General features: G+C 44.8%; 17 protein-coding genes and 1 other RNA gene. 7 read left to right on the top strand and 11 right to left on the bottom strand.

Annotated features, from left to right (window positions below; translation table 11 throughout):
* Window positions 1-67: 67 nt before the first annotated feature.
* Window positions 68-1,252 carry a putative glycoside hydrolase gene (locus ACUN27_RS28095; protein WP_315954178.1) on the bottom strand — a complete coding sequence of 395 codons (1,185 nt, stop codon included), beginning with the start codon at window positions 1,250-1,252 and terminating at the stop codon, window positions 68-70.
* A gap of 103 nt (window positions 1,253-1,355) precedes the next feature.
* On the opposite strand from ACUN27_RS28095, the gene ACUN27_RS28090 reads away from it, so the two are divergent.
* Window positions 1,356-2,513, top strand: a complete 1,158-nt coding sequence (locus ACUN27_RS28090; protein WP_326061068.1) for an MFS transporter — start codon at window positions 1,356-1,358, stop codon at window positions 2,511-2,513.
* A gap of 46 nt (window positions 2,514-2,559) precedes the next feature.
* Here the strand turns inward: ACUN27_RS28090 and ACUN27_RS28085 are convergent, their stop codons facing one another.
* The 5 genes from ACUN27_RS28085 to ACUN27_RS28065 form a co-directional block, all read right to left on the bottom strand.
* Window positions 2,560-2,796 (bottom strand): Sec-independent protein translocase subunit TatA/TatB, encoded by a 237-nt coding sequence (locus ACUN27_RS28085; protein WP_315954176.1) that lies wholly within the window; start codon window positions 2,794-2,796, stop codon window positions 2,560-2,562.
* A 131-nt stretch (window positions 2,797-2,927) separates the two neighbouring features.
* Window positions 2,928-3,086 (bottom strand): hypothetical protein, encoded by a 159-nt coding sequence (locus ACUN27_RS28080; protein ID WP_407945420.1) that lies wholly within the window; start codon window positions 3,084-3,086, stop codon window positions 2,928-2,930.
* 162 nt (window positions 3,087-3,248) lie between these two features.
* A complete protein-coding gene (locus ACUN27_RS28075) occupies window positions 3,249-4,073 on the bottom strand; it encodes a YitT family protein (RefSeq protein WP_315954175.1) in 825 nt (274 codons plus the stop codon).
* 149 nt (window positions 4,074-4,222) lie between these two features.
* Window positions 4,223-4,912 carry a DUF4247 domain-containing protein gene (locus ACUN27_RS28070; protein WP_315954174.1) on the bottom strand — a complete coding sequence of 230 codons (690 nt, stop codon included), beginning with the start codon at window positions 4,910-4,912 and terminating at the stop codon, window positions 4,223-4,225.
* Window positions 4,913-4,964: 52 nt separating this feature from the next.
* Complete coding sequence (locus ACUN27_RS28065) at window positions 4,965-5,501, bottom strand: DUF4178 domain-containing protein (RefSeq protein ID WP_315954173.1); 537 nt, start codon at window positions 5,499-5,501, stop codon at window positions 4,965-4,967.
* A 291-nt stretch (window positions 5,502-5,792) separates the two neighbouring features.
* Between ACUN27_RS28065 and ACUN27_RS28060 the strand changes: the two genes are divergently transcribed.
* The 3 genes from ACUN27_RS28060 (at window position 5,793) to ssrS (ending at window position 8,680) form a co-directional block, all read left to right on the top strand.
* On the top strand, window positions 5,793-7,400 hold the full coding sequence (locus ACUN27_RS28060) for a DEAD/DEAH box helicase (RefSeq protein WP_315954172.1): 1,608 nt from the start codon (window positions 5,793-5,795) through the stop codon (window positions 7,398-7,400).
* Between the two features lie 208 nt (window positions 7,401-7,608).
* A complete protein-coding gene (locus tag ACUN27_RS28055) occupies window positions 7,609-8,448 on the top strand; it encodes a YesL family protein (protein ID WP_326061070.1) in 840 nt (279 codons plus the stop codon).
* A 50-nt stretch (window positions 8,449-8,498) separates the two neighbouring features.
* A non-coding RNA gene (gene ssrS / locus ACUN27_RS28050) (6S RNA) lies at window positions 8,499-8,680 on the top strand.
* A 70-nt stretch (window positions 8,681-8,750) separates the two neighbouring features.
* Here the strand turns inward: ssrS and xylB are convergent.
* Window positions 8,751-10,283 carry a xylulokinase gene (gene xylB / locus ACUN27_RS28045; RefSeq protein WP_315954170.1) on the bottom strand — a complete coding sequence of 511 codons (1,533 nt, stop codon included), beginning with the start codon at window positions 10,281-10,283 and terminating at the stop codon, window positions 8,751-8,753.
* Window positions 10,284-10,417: 134 nt separating this feature from the next.
* Window positions 10,418-10,918, bottom strand: coding sequence for a GNAT family N-acetyltransferase (locus ACUN27_RS28040; RefSeq protein WP_326061071.1), 501 nt, complete (start codon window positions 10,916-10,918; stop codon window positions 10,418-10,420).
* 161 nt (window positions 10,919-11,079) lie between these two features.
* Here ACUN27_RS28040 and ACUN27_RS28035 point away from each other — a divergent pair, with 161 nt between their 5' ends.
* Together ACUN27_RS28035 and ACUN27_RS28030 are read left to right on the top strand one after the other, a co-directional pair.
* Window positions 11,080-12,429, top strand: a complete 1,350-nt coding sequence (locus ACUN27_RS28035) for an Nramp family divalent metal transporter (protein WP_315954168.1) — start codon at window positions 11,080-11,082, stop codon at window positions 12,427-12,429.
* Between the two features lie 144 nt (window positions 12,430-12,573).
* Window positions 12,574-12,963, top strand: coding sequence for a DUF1499 domain-containing protein (locus ACUN27_RS28030; RefSeq protein WP_127454576.1), 390 nt, complete (start codon window positions 12,574-12,576; stop codon window positions 12,961-12,963).
* A gap of 48 nt (window positions 12,964-13,011) precedes the next feature.
* Here ACUN27_RS28030 and tpx read toward each other — a convergent pair whose 3' ends face one another.
* Entirely contained in the window at window positions 13,012-13,530 is a 519-nt protein-coding gene (gene tpx, locus ACUN27_RS28025; protein ID WP_127454574.1) for a thiol peroxidase, read from the bottom strand.
* Between the two features lie 160 nt (window positions 13,531-13,690).
* On the opposite strand from tpx, the gene ACUN27_RS28020 reads away from it, so the two are divergent.
* Window positions 13,691-14,575, top strand: a complete 885-nt coding sequence (locus ACUN27_RS28020) for a LysR family transcriptional regulator (protein WP_315954167.1) — start codon at window positions 13,691-13,693, stop codon at window positions 14,573-14,575.
* A gap of 55 nt (window positions 14,576-14,630) precedes the next feature.
* On the opposite strand, the gene ACUN27_RS28015 is transcribed toward ACUN27_RS28020, so the two are convergent.
* Both ACUN27_RS28015 and ACUN27_RS28010 read right to left on the bottom strand, forming a co-directional pair.
* Window positions 14,631-15,323 carry a zinc metallopeptidase gene (locus ACUN27_RS28015; protein ID WP_127454570.1) on the bottom strand — a complete coding sequence of 231 codons (693 nt, stop codon included), beginning with the start codon at window positions 15,321-15,323 and terminating at the stop codon, window positions 14,631-14,633.
* 21 nt (window positions 15,324-15,344) lie between these two features.
* Complete coding sequence (locus ACUN27_RS28010; protein WP_127454568.1) at window positions 15,345-15,785, bottom strand: MerR family transcriptional regulator; 441 nt, start codon at window positions 15,783-15,785, stop codon at window positions 15,345-15,347.
* Window positions 15,786-15,955: the final 170 nt, after the last annotated feature.

The raw sequence follows: 15,955 nt of genomic DNA, 5'->3' as shown, positions 1-15,955 counted from the left end.
CTGGTAACATATTCTTGATTATACGATAAAACACCCTGAGGTATATAGCCTCGGGGTGTTTCCTTGATTAATAACTAACATTAGGTGTGTAGTTGTTATTAGCATTCCAAAGCAAGAATTCGTCTACGCCATTATCTTTCAGTGCGCGAATTTGTTCTTGTACCTCATGCGGGCCGTATTTAATGTAACCCGGTACCCATGAGGCGGTGAAATCTTGAATCCACGGGCGAACGACGGGTTTCCAGCCTTTTTTGTCAATGGCTTCTAATTTCTTCGTTGTATCTTTCGATGCACCGTTAATTGTCACATAAGGAGCGGCATCTGGTACTTTAGCTCCAAACCAGCCCGTACTGTAATGACTCGGATAAATCATTGGGGAAATGACATCGACATTTTGAGATATTTTCTCGAAATCTTGTCCAATCCCTTCAGCTGCCGGAACCGATGCGGCATATCCGAAAATATCAACGGAAACACGTACACCAAGCGGCTGCAATTGTTCTTTGGCATATTTGACGAAAGAAGCTACAGCATCGATGCGGGGACGATCATCTTTGGTGTATTTGAGTGTGTCTGCTCTTTTCTCAAAGCCTTCCGGAAAGCGGACGTAATCGAACTGAATTTCTTTGAAACCGGCCTTGACTGCTTCTTTGGCGACAGCAATATTGTAATCCCATACTTCTTTGTTATATGGATTTACGAAGCTGTCCGGCGGATTTTTGCCATTGCCCCAAACCGTGCCGTCGGGGTTAACAAAAGATAGTTCCGGTTTCTTTTTGGCAAGAACGGTGTCCTTGAAAACTACAATGCGTGCAATGGGATAAATGTTATGTTCATTAAGCGTAGTCATGAGACCGGGCATATTGCCAATGATTTTCTGGGTGGTGCCCATTGCGTCCAGCTCTGGATTGCCGGTTTCCCACGTGATGTAACCCCAATCGTCTTTGACGTCGATAACCATTGCGTTCAGTTCGGTGTCGTCCATTAATTTCACAAGTGTATTGAGACGGGAACCTCCTGCGCTGTGCGCAGTCGCATAGATACCTTTAACCTTGGGAGCGTCTTTTTGCGGATCTAGTTTGTTTACTGGGGCGAGAGGATCAGTTGGATCATTTGTAGGAGCTGGTTGAACGATTGCTACGGCATTCTTAGCATCCAAAGATGCTTGTACGAGCTGCTCGAAGCTTGCGTCAGGGTTAGCGGCAGTAACATTGCCCCAAATAAGGGCAAGTGAAGCAAGTAAAATTTCCATGATGTATAAGTCCTCTCCAATCTTGTTCTCTGCTTTATTATAAAGCAAGCAGCAAGCTCCGCACAGAGGAAATTTGTTGAGAGTTGTAGAAAGAAGGTAGTCGTTGTTGAAACTTGATAAGCAAATTGTATCTTTGTCGGGAGTTAACTTTTTTTACTATGCTTCAAGCGCAATCTTAATGCCTTATTTACCCCTGTATTTGCAAACGAAAGGCTACACAGCAGCAGAAATTGGACTGTTAATGATGATTGGCCCCTTTATCTCAATATTCGCTCAGCCCTTTTGGGGCTATGTAAGCGATAGATTCAATTCGGTGAAAAATATCGTATTTCTGTTATGGGTATTATCCTTATTAGGCAGCATCGGGCTTTTTTTAACGAGTGGATTCGGACTTACCTTAGGCTTTATCCTGCTGCTTTATTTCTTTTTGCTCCCATCGATCCCACTCATTGATAATTTGGTTGTGAAGTCAACGGCTGTTCGTGGAATGTCTTATGGCTCAGTTCGGGTGTGGGGCTCCATCGGTTTCTCGGGGGTTGCGCTAATTTCGGGGCTGCTGCTGGATCAATTGGGCGGAGTAGCAAGAATGCCTTATTTTTATTGGGTGTTGTGGATTTTTCCATTTCTGCTTCTAGCCTTTATTAAGGATGAGAAGAGCAGTGGACAGCGAATTACGCTAAGTGCCATAAGTATCATATTTAAAAGTAAAAGCTTCCTGTGGTTTATGTTAATGATCTTGATTATTTCAATCCCGCATCGTATGAATGATGCGCTTCTGGGCTTATATCTCAATAAGTTGGGTGCCACGGACTCGATGGTTAGTTGGGCATGGGCGATTGCGGCATGCAGCGAAATTCCTGTATTTGCCTTAATTAATCGCTATATCCACCGCTATCATGAGCTGACCATTCTAGGAATTGTTGCGATTATTTATACAATCCGTTGGATTCTTTATTCGGTGATTACCGACCCTTGGGTGTTAATCGGCTTGCAAGTGACACAAATGCTCACCTTCGCCGTGTTATGGATTGTTGCCGTACAATATGTCGTTCGATTGCTGCCGGAGCAGTTTGGATCAACGGGGCAATCCATTCTTGCCATGGTGTTCATGGGATTAGCAGGGATCATCGGAGGTTCCATAGGGGGCTGGCTAAGTGAACAGTGGGGAGGCGCCAGCATGTATATATTCGCGACAGTCATGTCGGCTATCGCGGCGGCGATGTTCTTAGGCACACAGGCCGTTATGCGCAGCAGAAGTTAAAAAAAATAAAAGCACCCTGTAGAAGAATATTACCGGGTGCTTTTTATTATTTGTTTATCTGACCTGTCTCTGTATGGTTCACTTCAGCAGGATTGATCTCTTTACGAGCCGGTACTGGCTGATCATCAGATGTATTGTTACCGCCGTTTCCACTCGTTGCATCTTTGAATTCACGAAACATTTTGCCAAAACCTCTGCCAAGTTCAGGCAGTTTATTAGGCCCGAACAAGAGAAGGGCAACAATTGCGATTAAGATGATGTGCCAAGGAGATAATGCTCCCATGCTAGACACCTCCAATAATTTATCTTTATGCACTATTATATCATGTTATTATAATAACCTATATAGCCTAATTATAACAAATTGAATAACAATGTTGTAAAAAAATGTGCATCCGCAGAAAAAGACGCCCCTTAATGATAAAGGGCGTCTTTATGATGTTCCGAAATGCTGAATTGAATAATCTCCATGACATCTTCTGCCTCGAGCGCCTCGATACCAAACCGAAGGACGATCTCAGAGTCCAGCTCACAGCTGGTTAAGAAGGGGTACAACTCGGGTGTTAATTTCATTACAATCCTGGATAATTTGACTGTTTCCACAAGCATCACCCTTCCAATCATAAGATTAGAATAAGAACTACGCCTGAACCACTCACGATGAAACCAGAACTATATGAAATTACAATCATTATAACACAATTTAATACGGATGAAAGAGGCTGGTTACACGGTTTACGACTTCAGCTTGCGGAATTCGCCAACGACACCAACGGTTTCAACGATATTTACGAACGCTTTGGGATCTATCTTCTTAATAATTCGTTTTAGCTCAGCGAGCTCATAGCGAGTTGTGACGGTCATGAGCATATCATGTTGTTGTTTCGTATAAGCGCCTTCTGTTTTTACTAGTGTGACACCTCTGGGAAGCTGTAGCAGCTCATGAGTCAACTCATCCTTCTGTTTCGTAACGATGAACGCCGTCACCTTAACATGGCGAATATGTACCGTATCGACGACTTTCCCACAGATATAGATGGCTAACATGGAGAAGAGGGCAAGATCCCAATTATGTTTAAAATAACCGAGAGCCACAATGACAATACCGTTCATTCCGGATATTATCGTACCCAATGGAAAATCAAACTTACGGGTCAAAATCAAACCTACAATATCAAAGCCGCCGGTGGAACCGCCAATCCTTAAGGTGATACCGCTTCCGATCCCGATCAATACACCGCCGAAAACTGCGCCAAGAATAGGCTCCTGCGCAACATAACTAGTAGGCAGGATTTGCATCAGCCACGAAGTTAGAATGACGGATGCAACACTGATCATAATGAATCTGCGGCCGATCGCAATCATACCCCAAATCATGAGGGGCAGGTTAAAAATTAAATATAATAAGCCAATGTTCCAGTTCGTAAAGTAGCCGATAATCATGGCGAATCCCGACACCCCGCCGCTAAGCAGCTGGTGAGGGATGAGAAACATGTTGAAGCCAACCGCGACAAGCAGAGCGCCAACTAAAATGATGAAGGCATCCAGCGCTTTTTTCAAAAAAAATCACCTCTAAAATAGTATGCAGCATAATGCAAGTATAATTCATTCTTTCAAAACTTCAATCATTATTTAACCAACGTTTAATTAAAGTAAACAGAAATAAAAAAGCTGTGTCCATTTCGTGGACAACAGCTTTTCCCAAGTGACTAGCGCCTTTTGAAGGAGCCGGTCTTCTTTGATGTGCTCGGCTTACTGGTTGAAGGCTTCGTTACCTTACTAGGCGTTGACCCGTCGTTTTTACGATCCGTAGAGGAGCTGCCTGAGCTAGGATTTGCCGTCCCGCTCTTGAAAGTTCCCGTCCGATCTGACGTAGTCGGTTTCTTATCCTTGGAGGTATCGGTAGTCGGCGTGGTAGCTTTGCCAGAGCCTGCATTATACGTCGGTGTCTTCGTATAACCGCGATAATCGTAAGACCCTTTATTATTGAACCAGCTTCCTCCGAAAAGGTTCTGCAGTAAAGCCGCTGTCAAAAAACCTTGTAAAAAGGAGGAATCATAATGGGTTTTGGCATATTCAATACTGTCTACCTGAACCAGGGTGTTCTTGCTCTCGTTCGGATCTTTCTGAATATTAATGACTTTATCGCTATAAACAAGGAACATTTGATCTTCCGATTCCTTGCTCTTTTCTTTAGGTGACTCTTTCGCGGCCAGCTCAGTTGCTACGGCAGGGACATTTTTCCCTTCAACTAAATATACTTTAGAAAGGTTAGTACCTTTGCCTTCTACACTGACAAGCGGATACTCATCTTTGATATATCGTACGGCATCAGCGCCACACCCGGTTAGAAGGGCGATGATCAATAAGAAGGAAAGCCATGAGGTCCATCGTTTCACTTTACAGTAAACCCTCCTTTTGGGGTATGACTAAAATGATATCACAGGTGGATTAATGCGTCGATTTTAAAAATTTAATCTGATTCCCCGGCGTCCGCTCCCCTTCGAGAGCAATAAACTTGCCATCTTGCCATTGAAGGAAGAAGAATCTGCGATCAGGGCCGAAGTAGCGCCAGAAGATGATATCGTCACCACTTCGGAAATCGGTATTTCCTTCCGTCCGCGTAACATCATTACGATGAAACTCCAAGTCGAACGTTAAATCGTCATCTAACTCAAGTCGTGTCGGGACATCATTAGGATCATCGAGCGCGCCTTCAACAAAGCTGCAAAGGAAGCAATCATAGGTTCGTCCTTTTTCCACAATCAGACACTGAATATTTCTGCCGCTTTGCAAATAATAGGCGTAGCGATGCGGAGCAAAACCGCGGTCGAAATAAACGACTTTACCGGATATGACGTATTCCTCTAAGTCTACATTTACAATATCCCCAACTTTGGCGTCTTCAAGCGGGTTGCCGGCGGGGGTTGTTTCCGGTATTTGTTTCTGACTTCGCAAAATGCTGCTTACACGTTTAAATATGGACATTGAAAACTCTCCTCTGTTCCGAATGTTGTTCTAACCTGTAATACGTTTAGCTTATGCTTAAGGTTTCGTTCTCATCATTTGATGTGCTCATGAAAGCAGCCTCTGGCATTGTGCATATAACCTGTGCTATAATACTTTAGATGTTCTTAAGGGCGGCCAATTGGATCATGGAAGATGATGAATCGAAATGTTATCCACCAAGAAACTATAGACACGGATAGGAAGTCGTACTTAAGGGTAAAAAAGATACAAGGCATTAGCCTGCCCTGTACAAAAGGAGATTGAATTTATTTGAAAACATTTCAGGAGTTTGGTTTAGAGCCGGCGATTCTACGTGCGGTAACGGAGATGGGGTTTGAAGAATCCACACCGATTCAAGAAAAAACGATTCCGTTAGCCATGGAAGGCCGAGATTTAATCGGTCAAGCACAAACCGGTACTGGTAAAACAGCTGCTTTCGGTATCCCGCTAATCCACAAAATTAATATGAAAGAAGAGCGTATTTCCGCTCTTATTATGTGTCCAACACGGGAACTTGCCATCCAGGTTGCGGAAGAGATTGAGAAACTCGGCCGTTTCAAAGGCATTCGCTCCTTACCTATTTATGGTGGACAGGATATTGTAAAACAAATTCGTGCACTTAAAAAGAAACCTCAGATCATTATCGGTACGCCTGGTCGTTTACTTGACCACATTAATCGCAAAACGATTAAGCTTGATGATGTTCAAACGGTTATCTTGGATGAAGCAGATGAAATGCTTGACATGGGCTTTATGGATGATATCCAATCCATCTTGAAGCTCGTTCCGGAAGAGCGCCACACGATGTTGTTCTCAGCAACGATGCCGGCGAACATCCAGAGATTGGCGCAGCAATTCCTGCGTAATCCTGAGCATGTATCGGTAATCCCGAAACAAGTCAGCGCTCCGCTGATTGATCAAGCGTATATCGAATTGCACGAAAAACAAAAATTCGAAGCATTAAGCCGCTTGCTTGATATGGAAGCTCCGGAACTGGCCATCATCTTCGGACGTACTAAACGCCGCGTTGATGAATTAGCGGAAGCTCTACAAAAAAGAGGTTATGCTGCAGAAGGTTTACACGGAGATTTATCCCAAAATCAACGTGACAATGTGATGAGAAAATTCCGTGACGGAAGCATCGACGTGCTGGTTGCTACGGATGTAGCAGCTCGTGGACTTGATGTGTCCGGCGTAACGCATGTTATCAACTTTGACCTTCCGCAAGATCCGGAAAGCTACGTTCACCGTATCGGTCGTACAGGACGTGCTGGTAAAGAAGGTACAGCTTGGACGTTTGTAACACCAAGAGAAATCGATCACTTGCACTTCATCGAGAAAGTTACTCGTCACAAAATTAGCAAAAAGCCATTGCCTAGCTTGGCGGAAGCGATCGAAGGCAAGCAAAAAATGACAGCTGAGCGTATTCTTGATGTGCTTCAAAATGATGCACAATTCGAATTCAAAGGTTTGGCTATCCAAATGCTTGAGCAATACGATTCTGTCAACTTACTTGCAGCAGCTATGAAGCTTTTGACAGGCGACAAAAAAGAACTGAATATCGAGTTGACTCCGGAAGATCCAATCCGTGCTAGAAAGAAAAAATTCGACGTGCGCAGCTCAGGCCGACGCGTTGGTGGCGGATATGGTTCTGGATCAAGCGATCGTCGTCAAGGCGGCGGATACGGATCCGGTTCAGGAAGCTCCAATTCCCGTTACCCGCGTAAAGATGGCGGCAGAGATTACGGTTCAAACAGAGAAGGCGGAGAAGGACGCAGCTCCTCTTCCAGAAACCGTGAATACGGAAGCAACAATCCGGGCAACCGCGATCGTTCCAGAGCTCCTCGTAAAAGCGAAGACACTTTGGTAAATAAATAAGGGGTTACACCCACGAAATAAAGGCGGAGATCCTTGGAGGATCTTCGCCTTTTTTCAATCGTTGAAGAACCTAGAACGACTAGACGTCTACCTATATGTTCAAAAATAGGCTATAATTAAACCAAGGTTAGCGAGACAAGCTTTTCGAAGATTTATGGACTATCAACGTAGAAAGTTTCCTGAAGGAAACGCTAAGGAGGAAGCGGTTTTGGAGTTTAGAGGAGTAATGGGAGGACTTTACAAAATATCAGAATGGATCATGCGTTTATCGGTGATAAATCTTTTATGGATTTTGTGTTCAATTCCGGTTTTCTTTTTTGGTTTTATGGGATTGGTTAGTCCATCTCCTGATGGGCTGAAAGCCATGTTACCGATCATCGCAATTTTGGCACCGTTTACTTTATTCCCGGCGACTACTGCCATGTTCGCAGTTGCTAGGAAATGGGTTACTGGAGAAGAAGATGTTCCTCTGCTGAAAACATTTTTTCGCGGATATAAAGAAAATTACGTGCAGAGTATGGTCGGCGGTATTTTCTTCGTTCTCATCTTCGTCATCATTAGCGTGAATTACTTCTTTTACTTAAAACAAGGAAGTTCTCTCAAAATATTGGCCGTTTTGTTCATTGCATTCACGGTCATCATGATCATTTCCTTATTTAATTTCTTTTCCATTATGGTTCACCTGCATATGAAGATTTTCCAAATTTTGAAAAATTCCGTCTTGATCTCAATTGGAAATCCAATCAACTCCATCGTGTTGCTGCTTTGTAACGGAGCGATTTTCTACATTTGTGTTACGAAGTTTAATTTCTTCCTTGTTGTGTTCTTCATGGGAAGCATTATGGCAACCTTTTCATTCTGGCAGTTTAATCGCAGTTTCACCAAACTGCAAATTAAGCAGCAGGAACTCGAAGAGAAAGAGCAGCAGAAGCTTGAAGAAGCTCAGGCTGAAGCTGAAGCTAACTCGGAAGATAGGGTCGAAGAAGAAACAGAAACTAGAAATTCTGCGGTTAGTCTGCATAAAAATGACGAAAAGAATAGAGAATAAAGCTACCAGTTGATTATCAGCCGGTACAGCACTATAATAAGAACTACAAAAGAATCCTGCGATGTACGTAACGGTTTTAAGTTGTTTTAAACCAATGACTGTTTCTAGGGAGACCTAAATCGAAGTGTGGCTGACATGCCCTCGAAAGGGGACCTCAAATACACTTCTGCGGACACCCACCTGCGAGAGCGGGTTTGAAGCACAAAAACCGGACGGCATAGGCGGGTTTCTTTGCGTCTTCATACGTACAAATAAAGCGGTTGATCAGGAAAGTTTCCTGTTCAACCGCTTTTTTAGTTCAATTAAGATTGACCGGCAAGGTCGCTTAATTGGTGGAAGGTGTTTTGAAGCGTGCCGTAGAGGCCACGGTAAATTTGATAATAAGCTTCATATTTATTTTGATTATCTACATTCGGCTCTACACGGTCTGTGACTTGAATCCATTTCTCACAAAGCGAAGTGATGTCCTCTCCAAGGACGCCTGAAGCAGCCATGATGGCAGCACCATAAGCAGGGCCGTCTGTAGAGTTAACTGTGACAACTGGGATGCCGAAGATGTCGGCAATCATTTGACGCCAGAACGGGCTTCTAGCACCGCCACCGTTCACGCGAAGTTCGGTCACCTCTACGCCGGACTCCCTTATTAATTGAAGAGAGTCGCGCAGCCCAAACGTAATGCCTTCAAGAACGGCGCGGGTCAGATGCGCTTTGCCGTGTCTGAGATTCAGGCCGATGAAGGCGCCGCGGGCTTTGGGATCTGGGTGCGGCGTCCGCTCCCCGGACAAGTAAGGCAGGAACAGCAAGCCTTCGCTGCCTAAGGGAGCAGTGGACGCCTCAGACGTCAAGATCTCGTAGACGTCTTTGCCTTCTTGCTGCGCACGCTCAAGCTCCTCGTGCGCGAAGTGGTTGCGCCACCACTGGAACGAGCCGCCGGCCGCCAGCATAACCCCCATGCGGTGCCATTTGCCAGGCACGCCGTGACAGAAGGAATGAAGCCGGTACGCTTCATCCACTTGATACGTGTCGTCGTGAACGAAGACGACACCGGAAGTGCCGAGCGCCACCGACGCGATGCCTTGGCGGACGACGCCAACACCAACGGCGCCGCAAGCTTGGTCTCCGCCGCCGGCTACGATCGGCGTGCCTGCAGCTAGGCCGGTCAGGCTAGCTGCTTCCGGCAGCAGGTGGCCGGCTACGTCGCCGGACTCAAAGAGCGGCGGCAGCCACTCGAGCGGAATCTCCAACCGCTCGGCGACGGTTTGCGACCAGCTGCGGTGTGCGACGTCCAGCAGCAGCGTGCCGCTTGCGTCGGCCATGTCCATGCCGAACGCACCCGTCAGGCGCAGCCTGACGTAGTCCTTCGGCAGCAGCAGATGCCGAACGCGTGCGTAATTCTCCGGCTCATGCTGCCGGAGCCAAATGACCTTGGGCGCGGTGAAGCCGGTCAGCGCCCGATTGCCCGTAAGTCGGCCGAGTTCGGCTTCGCCGACGGTCGACTCGATGTAGGCGCACTGCTCGGCAGTGCGCTGGTCGCACCAGAGCAGCGCAGGTCGGATGACCTGCTGCGCCTCGTCAAGGAAGACCGACCCGTGCATCTGGCCGGAAAAGCCAATACCTGCAACATCGCTGCCAGGGATGTTTGTTTTCGTTAAGAGCGCGCGAATCCCCTCGACGGTGGCGTTCCACCAGTCCTCAGGATGCTGCTCTGCCCAACCGGGATGAGGCTGCTGAAGCGGATACTCGACGCTATGGCTCCCAATGACATTTCCTGAGTTATCTACTAGAATACATTTAACAGCAGAAGTTCCTAAATCTAACCCCATAAAATACGACATAAGCATTCACCCTTTGTTGAAAATAGAATTAGTCATTCATTATCTTTGTTTGTTTAATAAATATACAAAGATGGATCTTTTATATTATTCGTACGAAAATATAAAAATCCTTCTTTTGATGAGATTTTTTTCGTCTATTGCCATATCAAATTCATTTCATACCACTGAATTCCGCCGTGCTCCGATGCCGATGGGCCAATGTACCGAAATCCATATCTTTCATAGAATGAAATCAAATGTTTTTCACACATTAAAATAATACCTTTTAAACCATCATCTTTCGTCTTTCGTATCATTTCTTGGAGAAGATTAGCGGCAATGCCTTGTCGTTGGTAATCAGGATGCACGGCGATCGTCAGCAGACAAAAATAAAGGCCGTCAGTATCATAATCAACGCCCTGTTTGATGCTCTCATCCGAGAGGTTGTTGTGATTTAATCGGACCCCATTGGCTACACCAACAATTGGCTGCTCAGAACTCGAATCGGATTCAGCTACCAGAAAATAGCGTCCGAACAGTTCCATCCTCATCTGAAAAGCATCCCACGATGCAGCGGACTCTTGCGTATACACGTTCATTTCAATATTATGAGCTGCTTTCAATTCTAGATCATTTGCGATTGGACGAATTTTCATTGTGGAATTAACTCCTCATTTTTGGTTTTTCCCATGGGAAAATTTATTTCGTATGCACATAAGTGTTTGCCTATAGCATAGTATGGGTTTATATAGTATAATTCTAAATAAAATGTTTCCTTAGGACAACATTATTGGTCTTACGAAAGAAGGAGATATCTATGTCAATAGCATATAAAGAAGCTGAGCATGAAGGTGAAGGCTGGAAAGGTAAATCCTCGATGCCGAGTTTACCTGAAGTTCATCAAAGTATGCGAGTACCCAAAAAGGCAGGCTTCATACGTAAATTACTTGCATTCGTAGGCCCTGGCTATCTCGTCGCGGTTGGGTATATGGATCCTGGGAACTGGGCGACGGACTTAGCGGGAGGTTCCAAGTTTGGATACACCCTTTTGTCTGTCATCTTAATTTCGAACCTCATGGCTATTCTCCTGCAGGCCTTGGCTGGCCGCTTGGGCATTGTAACAGGGCGTGACTTAGCGCAAGCTTGTCGGGATCATTACAGCAAGCCTGTATCATTCGTATTATGGGTTCTATGTGAATTAGCGATTGCCGCTTGTGATTTAGCGGAAGTCATTGGTGCAGCGATTGCCTTAAACTTGCTGTTCGGTATTCCATTGATTTATGGTGTCATATTAACATCGATAGACGTTCTTTTGGTATTGATGCTTCAAAAAAGAGGCTTTCGTTATATTGAGGCCATGGTTATAAGTTTGATTGCACTTATTACTTTTTGTTTTGTCATGGAACTCATCTTTTCTCAACCTGATTTTGCGGCTGTAGCAGCAGGGTTTATTCCGACAACTGAAATTGTAACCAATCCTGCTATGTTATATATTGCTCTTGGGATTCTCGGGGCGACGGTTATGCCTCATAATTTATATTTGCATTCATCGATCGTTCAAACGCGTAAAATTGAACCAACGATTCAAGGTAAACGCGAGGCCATCAAATTCGCAACGATTGATTCTACTGTAGCATTAATGCTGGCTTTATTCGTCAACGCGGCTATTCTTATTCTTTCTGCAGCAGCTTTTCACTCAGCAGGTACAGAAGTGGCTGAGATACAGGATGCCTATCATCTGCTAGGACCTATGTTAGGTACCGGCGCCGCGAGTGTATTGTTTGCTGTTGCGTTACTAGCCTCAGGGCAAAATTCAACGCTCACTGGGACATTAGCCGGACAAATCGTCATGGAAGGCTTTCTGAATATCCGTCTTTCACCATGGCTTCGCCGTTTGATCACCCGAATGATTGCGATCATTCCGGCTGTTATTGTCATTGGCATCTATGGAGAAAGCGGCGCTACTGATTTGCTTATTCTAAGTCAAGTCATTCTGTCTTTGCAGCTTTCCTTTGCTGTCATTCCGCTAGTGAAGTTTACTTCTGACCGTAAAAAAATGGGTGAACTTATCACACCAAAGTGGATGATTGTGCTTAGTTGGATCGTAGCGGTGTTAATTGCAGCTCTAAATGCCTATTTGCTTTATAGCACCTTTTTTGGAAATTAATGAGTAAATTTGTCTAAATGACTGTGGAGTAATCCTACCGATTTCATTTTCCCTCTTTTTCTTATCCCCAAACAGTGGTAATATAGAGAGCAGTGTAGAGAAGGCAAGCGGTCTAAATGCACTTCATTGAAGGGGGAAAGGCTTTTGCTTAAGAGAACTTTAATCGGATTACTTCGCAGTCACGAAACGACCGGAGATAAAGCCAAAGATCCTTTGCTGAAAACAAGGTATTACAAGCTTCCCAAAGAGCAGGTATGGGAAGAGGTTACGGCAGTTTTGAAGAAGACACCGGGTTATAAGCTGCTCCACGAAGTCCAAAGTGTAGGCGAAATTCTCGCAGAACGCAAAACAATGACAGGCAGAACACAGGATGTTACTTTGACACTGTTCGCGATTAATCCCGTGAAAACGGCAGTGGATATTTATTCAGCATCCCGAGGCTCAATGGGGGACCTTGGTTCCAACTACCGTACAATTATAGATATTTACAAACAATTAGACCGTAAACTAGCTCAATATAAAATTGAAGGATAATAAAAACAGCAGGGAAGCTTGGCCTCCTTGCTGTTTTATTTGTTTCTATTAAATTAATTTTTTAACAGCTGCTACAGCTGCTTCGTAGTTAGGGTGTGCTGTCATTTCGCCCAGGTATTCCACGTATTGAACGGTATCGTTAGCATCGATAACGAAGATTGAACGCATATCAAGTTGAAGCTCTTTGATCAATACGCCATATGCTTCACCGAAGGATTTTGTTTTGTAATCGGACAATGTGATAACTTTGTCGATTCCAGCTGCTCCGCACCAACGGGATTGTGCGAAAGGAAGATCAACGCTAATTGTCAGTACAGTGACATTGTCACCTAGGCCAGCTGCTTCTTCGTTGAAGCGGCGAGTTTGTGCGTCACAAACACCTGTGTCCAAGGATGGAACAACGCTGATCAGCTTTACTTTACCAGCATAATCTGCCAAGGTTACTTGTGTCATCAAGTCTTTGTTCACAGTGAAGTTAGGTGCTTTGTCACCTACTTTAATTTCAGGTCCCACCAAGGTGATCGGATTGCCTTTGATTGTAGCAACACCAGTACGGTCTTGAGCCATTTGAACAGTTCCTCCTTTGATTTCCATGCTATTTAACAACTTTTTCATTATAAGCTTTTTGAAGTTAGGTTGTCCAATTGAAGCTGTGAGGCTATAATTTAAATGCATAAAATATTGACAGATTCGTAATCCTGTAAGAAAAGTCGGGGGATTCATCCAAGTGGAATTAAGACAATTGCAGTATTTTGTGAAAGTTGCAAGAAAGCAGCACGTGACCCAAGCCGCAGAGGAAATGCATGTGGCTCAGTCCGCTGTTAGCCGCCAAATTCATCTCTTAGAAGAGGAGCTTGGCGTGAATTTATTTGTTCAAAAAGGGCGTAACCTGCATCTGACTTCGGTTGGTCACTTATTCTTAAGCCGCATCGAGGGGATATTGACTGACCTGGAGCGCGCCGTTGGTGAGATGCATGAATTTCTTGATCCCGAGGCAGGGGAAATTCGTATCGGTTTCCCGCACAGCTTAGTTATTAATTTACTTCCAGCTGTCGTTGCCTCTTTTAAGAAAGATCATCCTAATGTGAAGTTTCGGCTTCGCCAGGGGACGTACACATCTTTGATTCGAGATGTTACCAAAGGTGAGATCGATCTTGCATTTATTTCGCCATTTCCAGAGTCCCATGAGCATGTGACAGGGGAATTACTGCTGACGGAAGAATTATATGCGATTATTCCGGCCAATCATATTCTTGCTGATTATACGTCGATTCGTCTCGAACAGTTGAAACATGAAAACTTTGTTATGTTTAGTGAAGAGTATACGCTGCGCTCTATTGTCATGGAGGCGTGCTTAAAGGCCGGCTTCGTCCCGAAAATCGAATTCGAGGGAGAAGAGACGGACACTATTCGTGGTCTCGTTGCCGCGGGGATGGGGGTCAGCTTGCTGCCTGCGATGGCGTTGATGGAAGGTGGGCAGATGCAGCCTGCCAAAATCCGTGTTACCGATCCGCAAGTGACACGTACAGTAGGCTTGATAAGCCGGAAAGGCGAAAAGCTTCCATTGGTAGCTGAAGTGTTCAGGCGCTTTCTGCAAGAATACTTTCAATAATAAAAGCTCTCCTGTGTGCCGCTTATGCTGCAGCGCAATGGAGAGCTTTTTTGTATTAATCGTCGTTATTACGACCGGTAAATATCATGATATATTTCAGTAGCTCAAGCACAGAGATTAACGCTGCCGCGACATAAGTAAGTGCTGCTGCATTAAGGACCTTGGCTACCCCGCGTTCTTCCTGATTGGAGATGAATCCTTCGGAAACCATCAAATCGCGGGCTCTGGAGCTAGCGTTGAATTCTACCGGCAAGGTGACCAGTTGAAAGGCGACGGCTGCTGCGAAAAAGATAATGCCCAGACCGAGAAGCCATGGAATCTGTTGGAATAAGAACCCCGCTAAAATTAAAAGTGGAGCTACGCCGGATGCAAAATTTACGACAGGGAACATGTAATGTCTTGCAACGAGCATAGGATAATGTACTTTGTGCTGAATCGCATGCCCGACTTCGTGACAGGCGACGGAAACGGCAGATATGGAGCTTTCATAGTAGACAGGCTCTGATAATCGAACTACTCTAGCCGTCGGGTCGTAGTGGTCTGTTAACGTGCCTCGTACGGCTTCAACTGGGACATCATAGAGCCCATTGGCATCCAGCATCCGACGTGCGGCTTGAGCGCCTGTCATTCCTGAGTAGACAGGGACACTAGACCATTTGTTGAATGTTCCGCGAACTCTGAACGAAGCCCACAAAGAAAGAGCGAATGCAATAATAATGAGAAAATCCATTGGGTGAAAAAATAACATTTCACATGCCTCCGTAATTCGTTATGAGAACGGATTTTTACCTAGAAGAACTATTAATGCTTCAATGCATGCCGCAGTTGGTTGCGTTAGAATGCGATAGAGCTTTTTGAGCTGATTTGGCTTCAGCTGTTGGATGATAGGCCCAAGTTCTTTGGCTTCCTTCATTAACTGTTCAAGATGAAGTTGAATGGATGTCAGCTTATCTCTCACGGTGTCATCTTGGGATACCTTGCTCCATTGCTGTAAGTTCGCTTTGATCTCCTCTAGGGTATATTTCTCGTTCTTCATAGTTTCAATACGTTTAAGTCGATTCAAAGTTTCATCGCTATAAAGTCGGTAGTTCGTATCGGATCTTTTCTCGGGTTCGATCAAGTTAAGCTTGGTGTAGTAATCAATGGTCCGAGAACTAACATCGGCGAGTTTGGCGAGTTCCCCGATTTTGTATAGCTTCTCATTTTCCATGTTTCATTCACCCCTACTCCAATGTCATATAATAAATTGCTTCTATAATAATGATACCTGATTACAAACCGTACAGTCAAACGTGATGCTTAGCATACCTGACAAGGGTTCTAAGATAGGAATCTTAACATTTTTCACAAAAAATTAATGAAAACACGAATTATGCCTGT

The sequence above is a fragment of the Paenibacillus sp. WC2504 genome (assembly GCF_052682475.1).
The sequence above is the reverse complement of the archived record's forward strand: the minus strand, read 5'-3'. Positions and strand labels throughout refer to the sequence as shown.